The organism is Enterococcus sp. DIV0682, from assembly GCF_051712685.1.
GTDB lineage: Bacteria > Bacillota > Bacilli > Lactobacillales > Enterococcaceae > Enterococcus > Enterococcus faecalis.
Map to the genome: position 1 here is coordinate 2,189,693 of NZ_JBIOPK010000001.1, position 22,969 is coordinate 2,212,661.

Annotated in this window: 16 protein-coding genes; 3 read left to right on the top strand and 13 right to left on the bottom strand. The window is 36.5% G+C overall.

The genetic code is table 11. From position 1 onward, the window contains the following. Nucleotides 1–187: 187 nt before the first annotated feature. From pepF to spxA, 4 genes are all read right to left on the bottom strand, one after another. A complete protein-coding gene (gene pepF, locus IGK96_RS10500) occupies nucleotides 188–1,999 on the bottom strand; it encodes an oligoendopeptidase F (protein ID WP_010707213.1) in 1,812 nt (603 codons plus the stop codon). A gap of 47 nt (nucleotides 2,000–2,046) precedes the next feature. Continuing rightward, nucleotides 2,047–3,225: a competence protein CoiA gene (locus IGK96_RS10505; RefSeq protein ID WP_010707212.1), complete on the bottom strand. Its 1,179-nt coding sequence runs from the start codon at nucleotides 3,223–3,225 to the stop codon at nucleotides 2,047–2,049. A gap of 88 nt (nucleotides 3,226–3,313) precedes the next feature. Continuing rightward, on the bottom strand, nucleotides 3,314–3,976 hold the full coding sequence (locus IGK96_RS10510) for an adaptor protein MecA (protein WP_010707211.1): 663 nt from the start codon (nucleotides 3,974–3,976) through the stop codon (nucleotides 3,314–3,316). Between the two features lie 342 nt (nucleotides 3,977–4,318). Beyond that, entirely contained in the window at nucleotides 4,319–4,717 is a 399-nt protein-coding gene (gene spxA / locus IGK96_RS10515; protein WP_002356477.1) for a transcriptional regulator SpxA, read from the bottom strand. 359 nt (nucleotides 4,718–5,076) lie between these two features. Between spxA and trpS the strand changes: the two genes are divergently transcribed. Next, nucleotides 5,077–6,087 carry a tryptophan--tRNA ligase gene (trpS, locus tag IGK96_RS10520; protein ID WP_002359559.1) on the top strand — a complete coding sequence of 337 codons (1,011 nt, stop codon included), beginning with the start codon at nucleotides 5,077–5,079 and terminating at the stop codon, nucleotides 6,085–6,087. 42 nt (nucleotides 6,088–6,129) lie between these two features. Here trpS and IGK96_RS10525 read toward each other — a convergent pair whose 3' ends face one another. Continuing rightward, entirely contained in the window at nucleotides 6,130–7,845 is a 1,716-nt protein-coding gene (locus IGK96_RS10525) for an ABC transporter ATP-binding protein (protein WP_010707210.1), read from the bottom strand. A gap of 327 nt (nucleotides 7,846–8,172) precedes the next feature. Between IGK96_RS10525 and IGK96_RS10530 the strand changes: the two genes are divergently transcribed. Next, the gene (locus IGK96_RS10530; protein ID WP_010707209.1) at nucleotides 8,173–8,886 is read left to right on the top strand and encodes an HAD family hydrolase; all 714 of its coding nucleotides are present in this window, start codon (nucleotides 8,173–8,175) and stop codon (nucleotides 8,884–8,886) included. A gap of 110 nt (nucleotides 8,887–8,996) precedes the next feature. Continuing rightward, nucleotides 8,997–10,141 (top strand): IS3 family transposase gene (locus IGK96_RS10535; RefSeq protein ID WP_113821027.1). Its coding sequence is split into 2 segments (ribosomal slippage): nucleotides 8,997–9,270 and nucleotides 9,270–10,141, totalling 1,146 coding nucleotides; the frame shifts between segments, so codons are not numbered across the junction. A gap of 64 nt (nucleotides 10,142–10,205) precedes the next feature. On the opposite strand, the gene elrE is transcribed toward IGK96_RS10535, so the two are convergent. The 8 genes from elrE to IGK96_RS10575 form a co-directional block, all read right to left on the bottom strand. Then, nucleotides 10,206–11,231: a transmembrane protein ElrE gene (elrE, locus tag IGK96_RS10540; RefSeq protein WP_002376547.1), complete on the bottom strand. Its 1,026-nt coding sequence runs from the start codon at nucleotides 11,229–11,231 to the stop codon at nucleotides 10,206–10,208. Between the two features lie 74 nt (nucleotides 11,232–11,305). Next, nucleotides 11,306–12,082, bottom strand: a complete 777-nt coding sequence (elrD, locus tag IGK96_RS10545) for a WxL domain-containing protein ElrD (RefSeq protein ID WP_002388408.1) — start codon at nucleotides 12,080–12,082, stop codon at nucleotides 11,306–11,308. A 39-nt stretch (nucleotides 12,083–12,121) separates the two neighbouring features. Continuing rightward, nucleotides 12,122–12,904, bottom strand: coding sequence for a WxL domain-containing protein ElrC (gene elrC, locus IGK96_RS10550; RefSeq protein ID WP_002394120.1), 783 nt, complete (start codon nucleotides 12,902–12,904; stop codon nucleotides 12,122–12,124). Nucleotide 12,905: 1 nt separating this feature from the next. Then, entirely contained in the window at nucleotides 12,906–13,274 is a 369-nt protein-coding gene (elrB, locus tag IGK96_RS10555; RefSeq protein WP_016618106.1) for an LPXTG anchor domain-containing protein ElrB, read from the bottom strand. 3 nt (nucleotides 13,275–13,277) lie between these two features. Then, the gene (gene elrA, locus IGK96_RS10560) at nucleotides 13,278–15,449 is read right to left on the bottom strand and encodes an enterococcal leucine-rich protein ElrA (RefSeq protein WP_010713154.1); all 2,172 of its coding nucleotides are present in this window, start codon (nucleotides 15,447–15,449) and stop codon (nucleotides 13,278–13,280) included. Between the two features lie 189 nt (nucleotides 15,450–15,638). After that, nucleotides 15,639–16,544 (bottom strand): Rgg family transcriptional regulator ElrR, encoded by a 906-nt coding sequence (gene elrR, locus IGK96_RS10565; RefSeq protein ID WP_016618104.1) that lies wholly within the window; start codon nucleotides 16,542–16,544, stop codon nucleotides 15,639–15,641. A gap of 67 nt (nucleotides 16,545–16,611) precedes the next feature. Next, nucleotides 16,612–19,809, bottom strand: coding sequence for a DEAD/DEAH box helicase (locus IGK96_RS10570; RefSeq protein WP_002362298.1), 3,198 nt, complete (start codon nucleotides 19,807–19,809; stop codon nucleotides 16,612–16,614). A gap of 19 nt (nucleotides 19,810–19,828) precedes the next feature. After that, complete coding sequence (locus IGK96_RS10575; RefSeq protein WP_070415719.1) at nucleotides 19,829–22,966, bottom strand: SbcC/MukB-like Walker B domain-containing protein; 3,138 nt, start codon at nucleotides 22,964–22,966, stop codon at nucleotides 19,829–19,831. Nucleotides 22,967–22,969 lie beyond the last annotated feature (3 nt).

Sequence of the window (22,969 nt, forward strand, 5' to 3'; positions counted from 1 at the left end):
AAAAAATTAATTATTTTAGAACGCTTTTTATTTAATAATCTTCTCATAAAATACAGACAATAGAATTTAACACTTTATTTGATAGTTGAAACAGAAGCATTTCATTTTGATAAAACAAAGATAGAATCTCTATTCACTTATCAAGTTTCTAACATTTCTTAACTTAAACTTTAGTTTCTAATCCTTGTTATAATTTTTCAACCAAAGCTTCTAATTCCGTTAAACGTTCTTCAAAAACTTTCATTGCATCTTCGATATACGCGGCTTGTGTCATATCCACGCCCGCTTTTTTCATCACTTCAATTGGGAAGTCACTACTTCCTGCTTTCAAGTAGTTAAGGTAGTTCTCTAAAGCTCCCTCTTCTCCAGCTAAAATATGTTTAGACAATGCCGAAGCGGCTGAGAAGCCAGTTGCATATTGATAAACATAGTAATTGTAATAAAAATGTGGAATTCTCGCCCATTCGTAACTGATTTCTTCGTCTCTAACTACTTCTGGTCCATAATATTTAGCATTGAGCTCGCCATAATACTCACTCAAATATTCACTTGTTAATGGCGTGCCTTTAGCATCTTCCGTGTGAATAAAATGTTCAAATTCCGCAAATTGGGTTTGACGGAAAATGGTTCCCTTAAAGCCGTCTAAATAGTGATTTAAGACATACGCACGTACTTTAGGATCTGTTTCTGTTTGTAATAAATATTCTGTTAAAATATTTTCATTTGTGGTTGAAGCAATCTCAGCTAAGAAAATTGAATAGTCGCCATAAACATACGGCTGATTATTTCTTGTATAGTAACTATGAACACTATGGCCCATCTCATGGACTAATGTAAATAGTTGATCCAAACTATCATGCCAATTCATTAAAATGTATGGGGCTGTGTCATAAGCTCCTGAAGAATATGCGCCGCTTCGTTTTCCTTGATTTTCAATCACATCAATCCAGCGACTTGAAAAAGCTTCTTTAACAATAGATAAATAGTCTTCACCTAGTGGTTTTAAAGCCTCAATTGCTTTTTCTTTTGCTTCTTCATAGCTGTAACGAATTGGTGCTTCACCTAGCAAAGGCGCATACAAGTCGTACATGTGTAATTCTTCTACGTTTAATAATTTTTTTCTTAATTTTACATAACGATGTAGCAAAGGTAAATGTTTATTTACTACAGCTACTAATGTTTCGTGAACACTTTCAGGAATATGATTACTTGCTAAAGAAGCTGCCCGAGCAGAATCATAATTTCTAATTTTTGCTTTATAGTTATGTGTTTTAACATGTGCACCTAAAGTTGAGGCTAATGTATTTCTAAATTGTTTGTATACTTTGTACAACCCTTTAAATGCTGCTTCACGAACAGATGGATCGACACTTTCCATTAATTGACCATAAACGCCATGAGAAAGTTGAATCGTTTCGCCTTCAGCATTTTGCACAGTTGGAAATTCTAAATCTGCATTATTTAAAATTGAAAATGTATTACTTGAAGCACCAAAAATTTCACTAGCCCCCGCCAGTAAAGCTTCTTGTTCCATCGATAAAACATGGGGACGTTCATCTAAAATATTTTGAATATAGTGACGATAAACAGCTAATTTCGGCTGCTCTTCAAAATATCCCCAAATTTTTTCATCACTTAATGTTAAGACTTCTGGATCAAACCAAGAAACAGCTTCACTAACTTGTGCATATAAAGAACTAGCTCTGGCATATAAAGCTTGGTAAGCTGTATTTGTAGTGTCTTGATCATTTTTTAAATGAGAATAGACATATAATGTTTCCACTTTTCGATAGACATCTAAAACGTATTCTAACGCAGCTAGAAAAGCTTCTGCACCATTCCCTAAGGTACCTTTAAATGATTCTGCTTGATTTAGCTCTTCTGTCAACTGATTATACGCAACATCAAAAGCAGCATCATCTTTAAAAATTTTGGTTAAATCCCAAGTCAATGGAGTTGGAACTTCATCACGTGTTGGTAATTGTTTAATTTCGCTCATAGTTTACTCTCCTTTAAGAAACGTTTTACTCATTATACTATCATAATTTAACACGTGTGACTAAAAAAATGTTGTTTTTTCACTTTTTTTAGCCAATGAATGAGCTTTTCAGGATCTTCTCTTAGGAAAATACTAGTTATTAGGTACTTATTGTTTACTTTAATTAACACATAACATTCTTGTAACCATCTCAATAAGTTATTTCCCACAATTTTAAAAAGCTTTTTTAAGCCAATATTCGGCAGTGGCTGCCAAACAAAGTTCCCTTCTTCCAAAAAAATAGCTTCCAAGATACGCCATAGTTCCTGTTTGGTCACTAAACGCTCTTCTTCGGTTTTTAGTGCTTCCCAAACAAGCATTTTTAAATGAATATCTTCTTCAGAAGAAGGTAATAGCTTCAATCCAGGATAGTAAAACCAAGGAGGTAACTGGAGAAGATGACAACCTTTCGTATATAAAAAGCTCTGTGTTCTAAGCAACTGAGCATTTCTGTAACCAAGTTGTTGCGTCAATTTTTGATAATAATCATGCATCAATTGACCAGTGTGCCGTCTATTTGGCAGTAAATTTAAATTAGCGGTCGGTAGTCGGAAGATTTCTAGTAATTTTTTTTCGTAAAAATCCCATGATTGTTTTCTTCTATAAAATTGTTGACATTGACTCTCTTCAATATGACAAAGTAATTCTATTCGTTCTTGCTTCTTATTGGCCGTCCATAAATAAAATCCCAAGGACTCCGAAAAGTAAAGGAATTGTTTCGTTAATTGCGTGAGCTTGTCTTTAGGCACTAATCGTTCACCTAAAATCCAAACAACTTGATAGCCATGAGCTTGATAAGTCTCCGTCCGTTCCACCAAACGTTTAATTGGCAATGGACTACATTGAATTTCAATGGCTATCTTGCCAATGAGTAAATCTGGGCGTTGCTTCAAGGTGGGTAAGTATGCCTCAACTTGAAAGGACAGCTTTTCGCGTAAACACTTTTCCGCAAAAAGCTGCTTCAAGCGGAGGTGTTCTTCTGTTTCAGCTTCTGCTTCGTACCAACAACTATTCTTTTTACGATGAGCAAAATGGGGTATTTTAATGGGGCCTGCCTTCAAAATGACCGATTGATGACACATTGGACACACAAAAGCTTGTTCGCTTCGTATCTGTGTTAATTCATCAATCGAGCAATCGATTAAAGAAAATAATTCTTGGTTGTCTGCCGTTAAAGCTGTTAACATGATTTTCACCTCTCATAAATAAACTACGCAAAGTTTCTTAATTTTCATCAAAAAAAAAGCAAAAACTCGAAAGTTTTTGCTTTTTTGCTTAATCATTAAAGTAATAACGTGTTAATTCCAACGCACTGCGTTCCATAATACAAGTGCCATATTCGACTAAAGTATCCTGAGTGACAGTTGTTTTATGAGCAAATTCTAAAATCTGTGCAATTTCATTGTCAACATTTGTCTTTTCTAATTCATCGGTTAAGAACAAAACTTGTAAGTAATAACGATCGTTGTACGTGTATAAGTTAGTCAAAACAGATTGCATGAAGACTTCTTTGGATAATTGGATCATCGCTTCAAAATTATCTAATTCAAAGATTACATTTCTGTTTGTTTCATCTGTGGTTTCCATCTCATCAAGTTCATCGGCGGCTGCCTTGTCTGCTTCAATTTGTTTGCGAATTAATTCGCTAACATCTGCATTGACTTCGCTCAGACCTTCTAAGGAAGACAAGTCGTCCATAGCGACATTTTTACTAATAAACAGTTCTAAACCATCATTTTTAGGCAAGACTTGGAAAGTGACTGCTTCACTACCTTGGAATTCATCTTCGACATCAACTTCTTCTAAAATACTATAAAAGAAATTTTCAACATCTTTGTGGTTTCCTAGTAAGTCAAGAAAAGTAATCCCTCTATCCGCCAGGTCTTCGTTGCCAATTAACACACGAATCGTATTTTCATTAATATGTTCCATTTCCATAGCGCTACACCTCTCTTTGCTTCAATCAGGAAACTTCTTACGTTCATTGTAGCGAAAACTACACAAAAGTAAAGTGGAAAGTCTATAAATCCTCGAAAACTAGCGAACGTTTTATAAACTTTGAACTTTTTTAACGATTGGTTTTTCGCTCCTTCTACCTCTTCATCTTAACGCAGTCTCTCCAAAAAAGATACTATTTTTCCTTGACCACGTTCTGCCAAATCAAATGAATACAAGTTCTAAATATGTATTAAAAAGCCAGAGATAAAAATCCCTGGCCCTAAATTCATATGAATCGTTCTTTATTACAATTAACAAATACAGAACAAAATTTTATATTTTTTATAAACCTGCCATTAATTGTGCTTGGCGCAATTCCAGTTGTCGAACATCTCTTGGTAAGAATCGGCGAATTTCATCTTCGTTAAAACCGACTTGTAATCTTTTCTCATCAATCATAATTGGCCGACGCAACAATCCAGGGTTTTCTTGAACCAACTCTAATAAATCTTGAAGTGGAAGCTCGTCCAAATCCATATTTAATTTTTGGAAAACTTTAGAGCGAGTAGAGATAATCTCTTCTGTTCCATCTTCTGTCATGATTAAAATTGCTTTTAATTCCTCAATATTTAAAGGTTCAGAAAAAATATTTCTTTCTTTAAAAGGAATTTCGTGCTCTTGCAACCAGGCTCTAGCCTTACGACATGACGTGCAACTTGGGGAAGTATAAAGTGTCAACATTGTGCATCACTCCTTTTCGCGAATCATCGCGTTTCTGAAACAGGGAACTGTACTGTTCCTCTATTTAAAACCAGTATACCTAATTTCTAATAAAAATACTAGGGGTTTTTAAACATTTTTTATTAACTTTGTTTATTTTTCCTTCATTACATCCGTGTAAAATTAGGGTTAATTTTTATGAAATTTTATGGATATTCGTTATAATTCTGTAAAAAAGTAATACAGTTTTCTATTTTCATGGTTGCTGTTATAATTTACTTCTCTTGGTGATTTTTCAAGAAGTTCCCATGTATTTTTTTCTAATAAAATGTATAATAGAACTATTCACTATCTTAAGTCTAAAGTCAGGTGGTTATTTAATGAAAACAATTTTTTCTGGTATTCAGCCCAGTGGTACTCCGACAATCGGAAATTACATTGGTGCAATGAAACAATTTATCGAATTACAAAATGAATACAATTGTTATTTTTGTATTGTGGATGAACATGCCATTACCGTTCCCCAAGAACCGCAAAAGCTACGCCAACAAATTCGTAGTTTAGCAGCTCTTTACCTAGCGGTTGGTTTAGACCCACAAAAAGCAACAATTTTCATACAGTCTGAAGTGAGTGCGCATGCAGAAGCTGGTTGGATCATTCAGTGCAATACTTCTATTGGTGAGTTAGAGCGAATGACACAATTTAAAGATAAATCGCAAAAAAATGGTCGTGCTGGCGTAAGCGCTGGTCTTTTAACATACCCTCCATTAATGGTTGGTGATATCGTGTTGTACAACGCTGACTTAGTGCCAGTCGGAGATGATCAAAAACAACACTTAGAATTAACACGTGATTTTGTGGAACGCTTCAATAAACGTTATGCCCAAAAAAATCAAGAAATTTTAACGATGCCTGAAGTAAAAATCGCTGAGCAAGGTAGTCGAATTATGAGCTTACAGGAACCAACGAAAAAGATGAGTAAGTCTGATACAAATGTGAAGGGCTTTATTTCAATGCTTGATGAGCCAGCAGTGATTCGCAAAAAAATCCGCTCTGCTGTAACTGATTCAACTGGTGTAATTGAATATAATAAAGAAGAAAAGCCTGGTATTACTAACTTACTAAATATTTATTCTGCTGCGACAGGTCAAACTGTTGAGGAACTTGTTCAAGCATACGAAGGCAAAGGCTATGGAGACTTCAAAGCAGATTTAGCAGAAGCAGTAGTTGCCTTATTAGAACCTATTCAAGTGCGCTACCAAGAGCTTCTAGCTTCAGAAGAATTAGATATGATTTTAGATGAGGGTGCAGAAAACGCTCGCCAGGTAGCCAACAAAACACTTCAACGAATGAAAAATGCTGTTGGTTTGGGAAGAAAAGTTCGGCGCTAACTAAACATAATAAAAACCTGCGAAGTTTTATTCGCGGGTTTTTTATGTTCTAAATTGAGCATCGTACAAGCGACGATAGTGGCCTCTTTGCGCGTACAAAGTTTCATGTGTTCCATCTTCTAAAATTCCTTGGTCACTCACTACGATTATTCGATCAGCATGTTTAATCGTTGCCAGTCTGTGGGCAATAATTAATGTTGTTCGCCCGTCAGCTAACGAGTTTAATGACTCTTGAATCACTTGCTCTGTTTCTGTATCTAATGCAGAAGTCGCTTCATCTAGAATTAAAATCGGCGGGTTCTTCAAGAACATTCGCGCAATTGCCACTCGCTGCTTTTGACCGCCCGATAATTTCACGCCACGTTCGCCAATAATTGTGTCCAAGCCATCTGGCATTAGCTGAATTACATGTTCTAAATGTGCTAATTTCACCGCTTGTTGAATGTCTATTTCTGTAGCATTTAAATTCCCATAAGCAATATTTTCTCGTAATGTTCCAGGGAATAAAAACACATCTTGTTGAACAATTCCAATCTGCTTACGTAATGAAGCCAAGGTCATTTGCTGGATATTTCTACCGTCAATCGTAATTTCACCACTACTGACTTCATAAAAACGAGGCAACAGATTACACAAGGTCGTTTTTCCTGAACCACTTTGTCCAACGAAAGCAACGGTTTCGCCAGGTTGAATTTTTAAATTGATATGGTCTAAAACTTTTGTGCCATCTTCATAAGCAAATGAAACATCTTTATAGGCAATCGTTCCTTCTAAATGTGAAACAGCAACAGCTCCTGGCAAATCTTTGATGGACGGTTGTTTGTCCATTTCTTCCGTAAAACGTTTAAAACCAGCAAATCCTTTGGGATAACTTTCAATCATATTATTGACTTTTTCAATCGGCCGAATAAAAATATTGGCTAATAAAATAAATCCTACAAACTGACCTTCTGTAATTTCTCCTTTAATTGTATAATACGCACCAAAAATTAATGAAAACAAATTTATCAGACGAATTAATAAGTAATTATAGGCGGAACTGACACCCATCACCTTATAAAAATATAATTTCGATTTTCGATACATTTGATTTAAATAATTAAACTGTTTTCGTTCAAATGGTTCATTTGCAAAAGATTGCGTGACACGTATCCCACTTACTGACGCTTCAATCCCAGCATTAAATTCACCTAAATTATCGTAAATATCCGTATTCGCTTTTGTCATTTTCTTATTAAAATAACCTAGCGCAATCGTGATAAATGGCAATAAAATAAACGTAGCGATGGCTAATTTCACGTGAATGGTTAACATTAATAAAAAAGAACCTGCTAACGTCATAACCGTAATAAAGACGTCTTCTGGACCATGATGCGCCACTTCCGAAATTTCAAAAAGATCAGTGGTCAAACGGCTCATTAATTTCCCTGTTTTTTGATTATCATAATACTCAAACGGTTGTGTTTGAAGATGTTGATATAATTCTTCACGCATATCTGTTTCAATATTCACGCCTAACATATGACCAAAATAAACCACAATAAATTGTAAAAACGTATTGATTATATAAAATGCAAATAAGCCCGCACTAGCTAATGCAATGAGGCGAAAATCTCCTTTTGGCATAATCTTATCAATTACTTGGTTGACTGCTACTGGAAAAGCCAACTCTAACAGCCCCGCAAAAACGGCACACCCAAAATCCAAAATAAATAATCCACGATACGGCCGATAATACCCAAAAAAACGCTTTAACATAACTCCCTAACTCTCCCCCTTCATTCTCATTCATTATACGGAAAAAGACTGTCTCTTGCAAAATTCTAACTTCTATCAGAACACGTGTTATTTAAGTAACTTTGACTCAAAATCATTTTCACAAACTTTTCATTATCAGAATATTTTTTCATTTATCGTTTCCATTTTTTCGGTAAAAATAACTATAATTGTCTTTTCCCGCAAGGCTTTGATTTCTGTGCAAAACCTTGAAATACAGTGAAAAATACTCTATTTATTTGTGAAAATATCGGCTACAATATAACATATGAAAAGTTTTGTAAAAAAGTTAAGAGGTGCACTTGTTAAATGAGAACCATTGTTTTTGATGTTGATGACACGCTGTACGATCAGCAACAACCCTTTCGAAATGCGATGACTAAAATTTTCCCGAACGTTGCGACAGAGGATATGCATGAATTGTATCTTCGTTTTAGACACCACAGCGATGAAACGTTTCCGAAAGTTTTAGCCAATGAATGGTCCCTAGATTTCATGCGGTTTTTCCGGATGAATGAAACATTAAAGGATCTAAACTATCCAGGAATTTCACAAGAAGAAGGAAAAATTTTCCAACAAGTTTATGAAGAAGAATTGGATAATATTACGATGCATCCAGAAGTTACTAAGCTTCTTGATACTTTACAAGAAAAGGAAATTCCGATGGGGATTATTACAAATGGTCCAACAGACCATCAATTTAAAAAAGTTAAACAATTGAATCTTGAAAAATGGGTTCCAAGCCAAAATATCATTATTTCTCAAAGTACGGGTTTCCAAAAACCTGAAAAGGAAATTTTTGATTTAGCCTGTAATCAATTTTGTATGGAACCTGAACATACTTTATATGTTGGTGATAGTTATGACAATGATATTGTAGGCGCACGTAATGGTGGCTGGCATTCTCTTTGGTTTAACCACCGCTCTCGTGAACTACCAAGTTGCCAACCTGCATCACACCTTGTAGAAGTCACTTGTTTCACTGAACTTTGTCCGACTGTGGAGAAATTATTTAATCTTTAAAAAAAAGCCGCTCTTCAAATTTGAACTGACCCAATAAACTGAGACAAAATAAAAAAGCACCTCTTGTTGAATTCACGTTAAAATGAATTTAACTAGGAGGTGCTTTTTCAATGGGAAATCGAGTTTCTTATCCGATTCACATCAAAGAAATGGCTATACAGATGAAAAAAGAGAATATTCCTGTAAAAATAATTATGGCAGAATTAGGAATTAAAAACAAAACACAAATTGAAACATGGTGGCGTTGGTACCGTAATGGCGAGAATCATCGTCTGGTTCAACCCGTTGGAAAACAATATGCTTATGGAAAAGGTCCAGAAATTCTATCAAATGAACAACAGCTTAGAAATGAAAATAACTATTTAAAAATGCATATTGAGGTGCTAAAAAAGTACAAAGAATTGGAAAGGACGTGGAGCCAGAAATATTTGTAGAATTAGTTAAAAAAATGAAAGGAAAAATAACCATTACTGCATTGTGTCAACTTTTCGGCGTTTCGCGAGCTACTTATTATCGTTGGACTCATCGAAAAGACTTGGGAAAGTTAACACCTCTTGAAGAAGCTGTTCGTCGACTTTGCTTCCAACATAAGTTTCGATATGGCTATCGAAAGATTACTGCGTTGATTAATCAGGAATACAAAGTAAACAAAAACACCGTACAAAAGATTATGCAGAAATATCATTGGAATTGTCGCGTGAAAATGAAGAAACGCAGTAAAGTGGGACAACCTTACACGGTTGTCGAGAACAAGCTAAATAGACAATTTTCTTCAGACGCTCCTTTAAAGAAATTGGTAACAGATATTACTTATCTGCCTTTTGGTCAAAAGCAATTGTATTTGTCTTCAATTATGGATTTATACAATGGTGAAATTATTGCCTATACCATCGGTGATAAGCAAGATACGGCTTTTGTTCTGGATACACTTGATCAATTGCCCCAAACAACGGATTGTCTATTGCATAGTGATCAGGGCTCTGTTTATACTTCTTTTGACTACCAGAATCAAATAAAAACAAAAGGCATTACCATGAGTATGTCCCGCAAAGGGACACCTTCAGATAATGCCTGCATCGAATCGTTTCATGCCTCACTAAAGTCTGAAACGTTCTACTTAGATGGGCTCACAAATGAACCTACATCTATTGTAATAGAAATTGTAAAAAAATACATTACTTATTATAGTGAAAGTCGAATTCAACAAAAACTAGACTACCAATCGCCGATAGATTATCGGAAATCAGCAGTCTAGGAAAATGCTTTTTTATTCCTGTCTCACAATCTTAGGTCAGTTCCAATTGAAGAACGGCTTTTTTTTATTTATTTTTTTGTTTTTTCAGACGTAAAATGATGAACAGGCAGATTATCAGTAAAAGGATCAATAAACCGATTAAGAGATAAATAAGTTTAGATTCCGTTTTTTTGACGGTTACATCTTTCTCATTAAATGTTTTTGCTTCTTCTTTTGAGATCGTAAATTCTTTCGTAAATTGCCATTTTTTTCCTGAGCCTTCCACAGTCATTGCCAATACATACGTCCCAGCTTCCATTTCATTTTCTTCATAAGGAATAGGGAAATTAAAAATTGAATTGGGCGCCATTTGCATATCTTCTTGTTCTTTCTCTAAAATAACGTTATTTGTTTTCTTATTTTTAACATTTGCCGTTACTTTCATTGATTGAAGATAGGCTGCTTCATGGTTTAACAGTGTTGCAGAAATAACACTGCGCGCATTTCTTTGCGTCGGTTCAACTTTCTCTAAAGACAATTCTGGTTGTACAACTGTTTCATTTTCTCGAAGTAAAACAGCTACTGTATAGGCATAGCGATTTTCAATTGCTAAGCCGTTTGTATTTTCTTTTTGCTTGTCTTTCGTTTCATCGACTTTTTCACTAAACGTGATCCCGCCCGCTAGTTGCCCTGAAAACTCTTCTTTAGGCATCTTCACTCGTAATTCAACTACTTTTTCACTTTTAGCAGGCAATTCAACACTCTCACCGCCGTCTTTCAGTTGAATGATTTCTGATAAATCTGCTGGTGCAGATTTATCTAATGCTGTCAACGACTCACCATATTCAATCACTCCGTTGCTGTTTGTTGTGGCCGACTTCACACTAACATCAATCACTAAATTTTCATCTGTACTATTGGCCGCTCGAACTTTCAAAATTTGTTCTTGGTCTGGTTTCATCATTAAATCAAAATATGTTTTTGTTTTATCTATTTGGTTTTCTGGAATTTCTGTTTCAACACTAAATCGTAATTCTGCTGCTGAGGTTTCAATCCCAAAAGCAAAGAAATAAAAACTTAGGATCATCAGAATAAAATATCTATTTTTCATTTCGCTCTACACTCCATTTCTATGTAAAGGAGAAAGGCTGAGTTCCCCTCTTCCTTTCTCCAAAAAGGTTCTTTTTATACTGGCGTATTAGCTAATGTCCAAGTAATTGTTGTTTTGTAGGCATCATTTAATTTAACTGATTTACCTGGCACTTTTAATTGAACATCTTTCATTACTTGACGGCCGTCAACTTCAGCAATTGAACTAGCATTGCCGTATAAGTATGACCATTTCCCAGCGCCTTGATCTGTTGCGGCTACCATCACGTTATGACTTTCACCCACTGTACCAAAAGTTACGCTCGCTAAACTTGTTGGTGCAGCGCTTTGTCCTGCTGTCACAGCTGAAGCATTTTGAAAGACAATTTCAGTTCCTTCAAGCGTCTGACCTTTTGTAGCAGAAGTAAATGCAGAATTTTGTTTTGCAGATAAAGTCCAGCCTTCTAAAGTTCCACGATTATCTGTAATTTGAGCAAATAATGGGCCCGTTTTTTCAACATTATTTTTATCTTTTAAAACTTGTGCTGATGCAAAATAGGTTTCATCTTTTGTGCTGATGATATTTTCACCAAAGTTTAAACTTGAAGCATAGTCCAAGGTTAAGGGACCTGTAGAACCTTCATCAACTGGTTTGTCAGGATTTACTGGGTCGATAGGTGTCACAGGATCTTTGCCGTCTTTGTCTTCTGGATCCACTACAGGATTTTTGCTGTTGGGGTCTTTTTCATCTGGTGCTTTAAATTTTACAATAGCATCTGTGTCGCGATTAGCCACTTCCTCTGCTTGAACTGGTAGTGTGCCTACCGCGATGGTTGCTAAAATTAAGCTGCTTGCGATGGTCATTTTTTTCATGTTAGTGCTCCTTCTCTTCTATTGTTATAGTTTCAATAATTATACGCTTGGTAAATCAGCGATTGTCCATGTTAAAACAGTTTTGTATTGAACAGCATCTTTTGGTGTTGCTCCTGGTACAGTTAATGTGATCGCTGTATTTTTATCTACGCTTTCACCGTCAACTTCCACTTTTTCAATCCCACCGAACGCACTAAGCCAAGTTCCAGAACCTTGACCTTCAGCGGCAGACATCACATTTGATGAATCGCCAGCTACTAAAGTTACTTCATGCGCAGTTGGTGTGACTGCTTTGGAATTAGACACTGCTTTGTTTTGACTTAATTTAATTTCTGAACCGTCTAAAACTTTATTTAATGTTTCTTTTGTCGCTGTTAATTGTGTTTCTTGTTTAACTGTTAAGGCCCAACCGGCATTCGTTCCGCGTTTGTCGGAAATTTGTACATAATTTGGTTTAGGATTAGTCAAATCAGGACCAGAACCGTCTGCCAAGAAAAAGTATTGTGGATTTGCATAATATTTTTCATCTTTATTTGAAATTTTATTTTTGCCAAAGTCTAAACTAGAAGCATAATCGATACTTAGTGGACCAGTTGTTCCTTCATTTGGCTTATTACCAGTGTCTGGTGTCGTTGGGTCAAAGGGTTCAACAGGTTTTTCGGTATCTGGATTCACTGGATCGACAGGTTTGTTGATAGAGGTATCCGGCGTAAATTCTACGATGGCATTTGATTCATAGTTTTTTTCTTCTGCATTCACTTCTGGTGCAATAGCCACGCCTAAAGTGATAGCTGGGATTGTTGCTAAGATAATTTTTTTCATTTTATTGTTCCTTCTTTCTTTTTTTTAAAATAAAACTAGCCAAAAAGATGACTATTATTCCGAGATAATTAAACATTTGTTGCTGTTTAATACCAGTTCGAGGTAAGAAGCCTGAGCCTTTTTGATCAACCGTTTTACTTGTTGAATGCTTCAATGATTCTCCACTCACTGCTGGTATTGCTTCCGACTGCTTGGGGAAACGCTGTGGTATCTTACCATCTGGTTTTTCTTTGTTGGCTGGTGGCTCATACTCGCCATAAAAAGAAACTTCTGCATTTGTCGGATAGGCATTTGTTTCAGCAAATACATCAACTGATGAAAACAATCCTAATAACAACACGCCGTTAACTATTTTTTTGATAAGACTCACCCCCTATTTTGCACTGCCATCAGGTACGTCCATCAAGTGCCAAGTTAGTTTTGCTTCGTATTCTTCTGCTTTGGCCGTCCCTCCAGGAACAGATAATAACAACTCTTGGTCATTTTCTTTCCATTGATCAGAAATATTTGTTTCTTGATGTCCATTGACTTGGTTGTGAACAAGAATCGATTGGCCTTCTGGAATGTCCTGTAAGCGATGGTTGGTTCTAAATTTTAAAATATTTGGCAACGTAGCACCTGATTCAGATTTGAAATCAGAAGTAACGGTTAGTGCAAGCGACCAATTATTCCCCGTTTGACGAGTATCCCGTATCACTAATGGTTGATCCATGGAAACAATTGGATATTGGGTCGTGCTACTAGCGATTTGCAGCTCATTCCCAAAGGAAATCGCTGTGGGTACCGTTTTGAACCTGACAGAGCCAACCACAGTGACTGTTAGCGCTAATTCATCAATCTTGTAGCCTTTATCATAGACTTCCACGACCAACTGCTGTTTTCCATAAGTTAGTTCTGGTAATAACAAGGCTTTTTCCTTAAATGTTTTAGAATTAGTGGTTGTTTCATCTGCTAATTTCTGGATTTCTTGGCCCTCTTTTTTGACAATAAATTGTAATCTATTCCCAGCATCGACATCTTGCCAATAAAAAGGCAGGGCTGTTTTTTGAAAGTCATCAATATCGATTGTTTTTTCCATCGACTTTTCTATACGCTCTTTTGACCAAGATAGTTTCGTTTCACTTAAGAAAACTTCTTTGACAGGTTGGACGACTGTTCCAGAAAAGTTCCCTAAGTATGCTTTATCTGTTGATTCCCAGATATAAGAAACGCCTTCATGAGCTTTGGGTAAATTCCATTCAAACAGTCCTTTTGTGGCATCGTAACTTCCATAAGGGCTAATCGTCAGCGGTGGAAATAGTTGACCATCACGAGATACCACCTTATTTTTTAATTGCAGGGGCTTCCCAGCAATATAATCGACAGAAGATAAGATAATCATTTGATTAGATACATCTAGCCCTGTAATGGCCGTTAAGCCTTTTAACGGACTGATATCTGAAATTTGATTTTCTCCCACATCTAAAACTGTTAGATTGAGTGTTTTCTCTAACGGTGCCAAGGAAGAAATTTGATTGTTTCTTGCATACAGTACACGCAGATTAGGAACAGTGCTTAAAGCTTCCAGACTAGCAATCGTTTGATTCATAATACTCAACTCTTCTAGACGTGGCTTATTCGCCAAGGGCGCAATTGTTTTTAATTGATTATTTTCCACATAAAGACGGAGTAGGTTATTTGCTTCCGTAAGCCCATCTAAAGTAGCAATCTGATTATTGGCAGCCCAAATGGTTTCTAAATTACGAAGAGAACGAAGCGGGTCGAAGGAAGTCACTCGATTATTCGGCGTGATTTTTGACGGATGATCTGTCGTATTTTGGATACTTAAATTTTTTAAAGCAGCCATTCCTTCAAGTCCATTTAATGTCGTTAATTGATTGTTCTCAACATACAAGCCTTCTAAACTAATTAATCCTGCTTGACCTAACGGACTAAGATCAGCTATTTTATTGTTTCTCATATATAAAAAACGTAATAGCTTAAATTCACCTTTAGCAAAAGGACTCAAATCTGTTACATTGAGCGAATCTTGAAAAGATAATTCTTCTAAGTTTCTTAGGTATTGAACTCCTTCCACATTAGAAACAACGACATTTTCTAAAATAACTTTATTCAGTTTATCCAATTCTGCTTGGGTGACAGTATTAGAGGTCCGAGATTTGCTTAACTGTTTTCTGATATTTTCCGCAAAGGCTGGATCAGGAAATAGTGTACTGATAGGCGTCGCTTTATCTAAGACAGCACCTGCGTATAATTGGGGCATCATCAGTTGTGCTTCCGTTATCGCTAGTGCTTCATTTGGCGGCTCTTCACTTGTTTCAACAGTCGTTAACTCTTCTGATTGGGGAATCTCCGAACTACTGGTTGCTGAATTTTGCTCTTCTGCCGATGAAGTTTCTGGAATCTTTTCTTCTGAAACAGATGAAACATTTTCTTCACTGGAGGATGCGATTGTTTCGGTCGTTTCGGCGAAAGTTGTTACAGGAAGTAGCAAACTATTAGCCAAAAGTAAGGCACTAACTGCGGAGATGCACATTTTTTTCATAAACTTCACCTCCTGATATTTTCTTAATTATAGTGAATATCAACTGAAAATGGGTTCAATTACGACAAACTGTCCAAATTAATTTGTATAGACAAGACAAAGAGCGCCAAATAGGGTTTTCTACCCCTATTTGGCGCTCTTTGTCGCTAAACACAACCAGAATGTATTATGACAAATTCTCAATTATGCCTAGTTTTCTTTTATTTCTTTTAAACTATCCTCTATTTTTTCCAATTGCCCAGCAAAAAATTCTTGTTTGGCTTTTGGTAAAAACAATGTGATAGATAAGAGGATTTGTTCTTTAAAGATTGACCAATCTGCGAATATTTCTTCATTGGTTAAAATCATTTCTATTTTTTCTGCTATTTTTTTCCAGAGGATCATTCGCCAGTTATTTTCACCCACTTCATATTCTTTAAACATGCCTAATACATGAAGAATATGGGGAACATTTTGGCTGACAATCGCCGCAAATAAAAAATCAATAATTACTTGCTCGATAATTTCTAGCGAGCGAATATCAATAATTTCCCGCTCATTGACAGATTGTAGCACACGAAAAAGTAACGAAGTTGGAAACGGCTGCAAGCCAACGTTTTTTTGTAATGCTAAAAATTTCAAATTAAAAATAGTATACACATCGGCATTAATTAATCGTTCCAGAATCTGATTTTCTAATGCAATAATCTCTTCTTTTGTCACAACTGTTTGAGGGTTAAAAAGATATTCCAACGCCAACATCGAATACATTACTTCTTGCTTTCCTAAAGCAAAAGACGATTTATCATAATACGCCCGATAATCTGCAACGATTCGACTACTTTCTTGAAAATTTTTACTAAAGATTGCTTGATTAAACTGCTCCTTAGCTAAAACTGTTTTGGACATTGGCGTTAATTTTTCTGTCATTTCCATCGGCGAAATAGACAAGATTTCGACAATAATGGCTAAATCCGAAATACGCAATTCACTATTTCCTTGGACAAAGCGTTGATAACTTCGACTAGAAACACCATTTTCATCAAAGACACGCAGAGGAATATTTTTCCCTTTACGAATCCGTTCAATTTCTTCACCTAGCGGCCGATATTCCATATATTCTTTTTGTTTCAAACGAATTACTCCATTTCTCTTTAAATAAGATAGCAACTAAGTTGAACGGCTATTCCCCAATGCTTAAAATTGTGCGAATATCTTCTTCCGTCATTTTCGCTAATTGCTCTTCATTTCCTTGAATCACTTTTTGGAACAGCTCGCGTTTTTCTTGCTGTAAGGAATTCATTTTTTCTTCAACCGTTCCTTCTGCAATCATCCGCCACACTTCAACAACCTTTTTCTGTCCCATGCGGTGCGCCCGACCAGCCGCTTGTTCTTCGACTGCGGGATTCCACCATAAATCGTATAAAATAACTGTATCTGCACCAGTTAAATTTAGTCCGGTTCCCCCTGCTTTCAATGAAATTAAGAAGACATCTTTTTCTCCTTCATTGAAGGCATTCGCCATCGTTAACCGATCTTGAGGCTTCGTACTTCCTCGTAAATAAAACGTCTCTAAGCCTAATTCATTTAATTCTTTTTCTAAGATAGAAAGCATGCTTGTGAACTGAGAAAATAATAGGACACGACGATTGTTTTCTTTGGCAGCCACTAAAAAGTCTTTGACTTGTTCCACTTTGCCAGAACCTCCCGTGTAATCCTCAATAAACAAACGCGGATCGCAACAGATTTGTCGTAAACGGGTCAAGCCTGCTAAAATACTCATGCGATTTTTCTTGAAGGTCGCCTGATCCATTTGACTGACATCTGCTTGCATTTGTTTTAGATAGGCCAAATAAACCGTTTTTTGTTCTTCTGTTAAGACACTGTACATATTATTTTCAATTTTTTCTGGTAAATCTGCGAGCACCGTTTTCTTATCTCGTCGCAAAATAAATGGTTGAATCATTTTGGCAATTTCTTCCGGCTTAATTTCTCGAAAGGCTTTTTTGCCTGGGAACAATCCCGGTAAGATCATTTGGAAAATTGACCACAGTTCATCTAAATTATTTTCAATTGGTGTGCCACTTAATGCAAAACGTTGGGGTACTTTTAAACTTTTTAAGGCTTGCGCCGTTTTAGTTCCACTATTTTTAACCATTTGGGCCTCATCTAAAATCAAATAGCCGACACGCATTTCCTGATAAAGCTGAACATCTTGTCGCATACTTGCATAAGAAGTAATCAGAATATCTTCGGTGCTATTTTGTAAAAGCGCTGCTCGTTCTTGGCGATTGCCAGAAACCACTTGAACATTTAAGGTTGGCGCAAAACGTTTGACTTCGGCTAACCAGTTATAGGTTAAACTTGCAGGAGCGACAATCAAAGCTGTCCCTTTCAAGCGCTCTTCTTCTTTTTCCGAAAGTAAATAGGTAATGGTTTGCAGTGTCTTCCCTAAACCCATTTCATCAGCTAAAATACCGCCAAATTGATAATGGCTAAGCATTTTCAGCCATTTATACCCTGTTTCTTGGTAATGGCGTAACGTTGCTTGTAAGGTTTTGGGGACTTGCGCTTCAAAGTTTTCTGGATGCGTTAAATCCGTGACCATTTTTTTAAAGGAATCTGAAAAATGTGCTCGCTCATTGTCTTCTAATAAACTTTCGATCATGAGGCCTTGGTTTTTGGGCACATGAATGACATTGTCTTCTTGATGCATATTTTTTCGCAGCTTCGTTAAAATTGCACTTGTATGGAAAAATTCCTCTGAATCAAAAGCAAGAATTTCACCACTTTTTAACGTATAAAAAGCATCATTACGTAGCAGACTAGTCAATACTGCATCGATTTCGGTTTCATCAATGCCAGTGACATCAAACCGAATATCCAACCAAGAATCCCCTTCCGCAACTTCAATCGTTGGTTGATGATGCTGGGCATCTAAATACAATTCCCGTAATTTCCGTCCCATCCGAACTTCTCCTAATTGACGGAAAGCTGGTACTTCGGCTTTAAAGAAATAATACAAGGACTCCCCAGCAGGTAAGACTTTTTCAAAGCCTGTGGTTGTTTGCTGATAGGCAAACTGTTGAAATTGCTGCTTAATTGCTGTTTCTTTTGCTTTATCTCGAACGATTTCTTGATTGACTTCAGGTAATTGAGCATATTTCGGGTTTGTCGAGAAAATGACTTCTCCATAGTGATAGTCAATTCGAGCATTAATCCGACCTTTAATTTTCTTAAAAATAAAGACTGCTTTTAAAGGATGATGGACGACTAGTTCTTCAACTGATTCTTCAACAGACACTCGACCAATTTTTTCCAATAATGGTAACACTTCACTAAATAAATCAGAAACTGTTTCTTTTTCATAAATAATTGACGGCTCTTCCAAGCGTTTCATTAATTGAAGTAACGTGGTGTAGATGGCTTCCTGCTCTTCTGTTAGTAAATAAACCGTTTGATCCGCAATCGCCCAGTGATAGTGGGCTAGAAACGTTGTAATAGGATTCTGAATAGTTAATTTGAAGCTTTGTTCCTCGGTTTTTTGCACTGTAAACGTAAGTGGCAAACTGGTTTCTTTGAACGTTAGATAGCGATACTTATGAGTTTGATTGGTCAATATAAACTGACCCGTTCGATTCATTTTTTCAACTAACGATTGACTGCGATCAATTGGTAATAATAGATAACGTTTGTCGATTTTCCCTTTAACTTGAATACCGTTTGCACCTAATAATTGGCTGGTATGATAAATTGCCGCAAGTTCTGTTAAAATTTCTTGAATCTCCATTGAAAAAGAATCATGTAGCAAGGTAAATTGGTGTTGTTTATTCACCATAAAGGTCATTTCTTTTTCATATGCTTGTAAAAAATCACCAATATTTTTCACAATATATGTTTTAGGTTTGGTGCCTTCCAAACCAATTTTTAAAGAAAGACCAATCGTTGATAATTCTGGATAGTAATTATTCGTTTCGATCACATCTAAATGAAATTCTAAACGTAAAGGCTGCAAGGGAACTTCGGCAGAAGCTTTGCTTAATTTGGCAAAGCCTTTGGTAAACATTTCAGCTGTTGATCGATTTGTTTTCTCAAAACTGACTGTTTGATTCGCTTGAATAATTCTTGACACGCCTCGTTGTTTCAGTGCCAGTTCAACTGCCACTGTATGCTTGCAATAGCCATGTTCCATCCAATATTGACATTCACAAACATCTTGTTCTTTGGCGGTACCATCCAATTCAACAAGATAAAGTTCTTCCCCTAAAACCTCAGACAACCAGATCCTTTTTTCTGGATTTTGAACGATAGATAAGACCCGGCCTTCTTGCATATATTCGCGCCCTTGTTCAACGATTCGCTCTGGAATACTCCATTTCATCGACTCACCTCCTCTTCTACTAAGCTAGCTGATAGTGAACGGTACTTTGACCATTCCCATTGCTTTTTATTTGTAATTGTTGTGGAATTCGTGCTTTTAATTCGCCAATATGACTAATAATCCCAATCATGCGGCCTTCATTTTCAATCGTTTCTAACGCCTCCATTGCCATTTCCAATGCTTCTTCATCTAAGGAACCAAAGCCTTCATCAATAAACAACGCATCAATTAAGACTCCGCCGGCTTGTTCTTGAATCACTTCTGCTAAAGAAAGTGCCAAAGCTAACGCTGCTATAAAACTTTCCCCGCCTGATAACGTGTGAGCACTGCGCACCGTCCCCGAATTGTCATCATAAATATTGATTTCTAGCCCCGTTTGATTCCGATAACTGCCTGCTTCGTGATTCAATTCAAATTGATAACGACTATTGGTCAGGCGGTCTAAACGCTGATTAGCGACTGCCAGCACTCTTTCTAAATACGTTTGTAACATATACCGTTCAAAACTAATTTTTTTAGGATTATTGCCATTCACCGTATCTGCCAACTGCTGTAGTGCAGCAACTTCCGCAAACTTGTCTTCAATTGTTGTTCTTTGCGCATTAATTTCTTGAACCAACTGTTGGTTATTTTGCATTTTTTCATGCAGTTGATAGTATTTTTTTTCTTGTTCTTCAATTTGTTGTGTTATTTGTTCAATTTCTGTGGTGATTAAAGATAATTCTGGGAACGTATCACTAGATAATTTTTTTTCAATTTCAGCGAGTTGGATAGTCAGTTGGGTTTGCTCTTGTTCAAATAAAGCAATTTGTTCTTGCTGACTTTCTAGTGTCGGTACTTCTTTCAACCACTCCGTCAATTGGTCCTCTGTCACGCCTTGTTCCGTTAAAACTGCGTTTAACTGACTCTCAAGTTGCGCGACTGTTTGTTGAAGTGTTTGTTGTTCTTTCTCCAAATGCGTCAACGTACTTTCAAGGATCATTTCTTCTTTCTTCAAGGTTTCTCCTTGTGTCGTCACGTTTTCTTTTTGACGTTCAAATGCAGAGAGTTCTTCTTGAAGCAAAGCTTGTTGTTTGGTCATTTCTTCGTATGTGACGGTTGCATCCAATAATTGGCTAGCAATCATTTGCTGCTGGATAGTGATTCTTTCCAGACTTTGTTGCATTGTTTCTACTTGTTGTCGGAGCACTTCAAAGCGTTGAGAATTTCCAGCTACTTGTTCTTCTAGTTCCGCCAGACGGTCCTTTTCGACTGAAATTTCCGTTAGTTTTTGTGCTATTTGTTGTTTTTCTTTAGCTAATTGCGACTCAACTTCCGCAATTTCTGCAGGTGTTACTTGTGAAAAAGTTAGTCCTGTTAACGGCAACTGCAAGTCAGCAAACTGCGCTGCTAATTGTTCTTGTTCCTCAGTATACGCAGCTTCCTGTTCTTGTAATTGGCTTTCTTTCTGTTGCTTTTCCGCCCCTAATGCAGAGAGCGTTTCAGTAAATCGTTGAACCGTTTTTTCAACTTCCGTTAATTCCCGTTCCGCTTGATCAATCTCTTCTAAGGAAACTTCTTGATGAGTTTGTTGCTTTGGATGTTCTAAAGAGCCACAAACTGGGCAAGGTTCCCCCTCTTCAAGTAACAAGCTTAATCGTTGGATTTGTAAAGAGGCCCATTGACTTTTCTTTGTCTGCAACTTCGCTTCTTCGGCGCTTTTTTGTTGCTGTTCAACAGCAAACCGTTGTGTCAACTCGTGCAATTCCACTTGGTTTTGACTAATTTTTTGCCAAGCTTTTTGATTTTTTTGCCAACGTTCTACAAAATTTTGCCAATGATCTGCTACACTAGAACATTCAAAATTTGCTTTTTCAAGTGTTCCTTCTTGTTCAATAAATTGTTTGGCTGTCGCCACTTTATCCGCTAATGTTATTTTTTCCTGTTGGCAAGATTCATACTCTTTTTGAATGGCTTGATAATTGGCTTGTTCTGCTATTTGTTGTTGGGCTAACTGTTCATATTCTTGGTATTGTGGTAATTGACGTTGAATCGTTTGAAGACGTTCTTGTTTTTCAGCAATCAATGGTTGTTGTTCTTCCAACTCACTCATGATTGCTTGCCAATCTGTCAATGCTTGTTGCGTTTCCATAAGAGCTTGTTGTTTGGACTTTGTTTCTTGCTCTTTTTGTTGTTTTTCGCTTCGTTTTTCAAAGACTTTTTCAGCTAAAGATTGCTGTTTTTGGCTCCATTTTAATTGCTGAATCTGTTCCTTTAGCCGCTCAATGACGGTTTCCTGTTCAGCTTGTTTTGCTTTCTTTTCCAGTAATTCTTCTTTTTGCTGTTGCAAGTTTTGCCGTTCTTCAATGGCATAACGAACTTGCTCTTTTGCTTGTTTGGCTTGTTTTAAGGTTGCAATTTGTTCTCTTTCAACTAATAGTTGTTGCTGAGCCTCTTGTTGTTGGCTTTCTAATAATTGAAGTTTTTCAAAAAGTGTCATTGTCGGTTCAGGTTCTTCTGACCAATGCAACTGTTCTGTTTTCAGTTCAATTTTTTGCTGGGTTTCTTGAATCTCTTGATTGGCAATTTTTAAGCGTTCTTTTAAATTTTCGCTGAACAACTGATACAATTCTGTTCCGAATAAATTACGCAAAACCTTTTCTTTTTCATCACTTTTAGCAATTAAAAAAGTCCGAAACTCTCCTTGTGGTAACAATACAATTTGAGCAAATTGATTGGCATTCAAATGCAATAATTCTTGAATGAGTTCGTCCACTTCGCGTCTTTTAGAATAGGCTCGTAGTTCTTTCCCTTGAGCATCTTTGACAATTAAAGAAATTTTGGCACTTTGTTTACGGACTCCTGTGCCACGTTTTTTAAAAAGTTCTTGTTCGGGAAGGCGGTTCAGTTCATAGAGATACTCGTTATGTTTAAAAAGCAAAGTAACTTCAGTGGCTTCTGAGGGGTCAGCAAATGTGGAACGCATTTCTTTGCCTAAACGTAATTTCCCAGAACTTTCACCAAACAAAGCATAGCTCATTCCATCAAAAATCGTTGTTTTCCCAGACCCTGTTTTTCCACTAATTAGAAAAAGTGAAGAATCTTCAAACTTCGTAAAATCAATGGTTTCATTAATATACGGTCCGAAGTTTTTCAATGTTAAAGATAATGGTTTCATCCT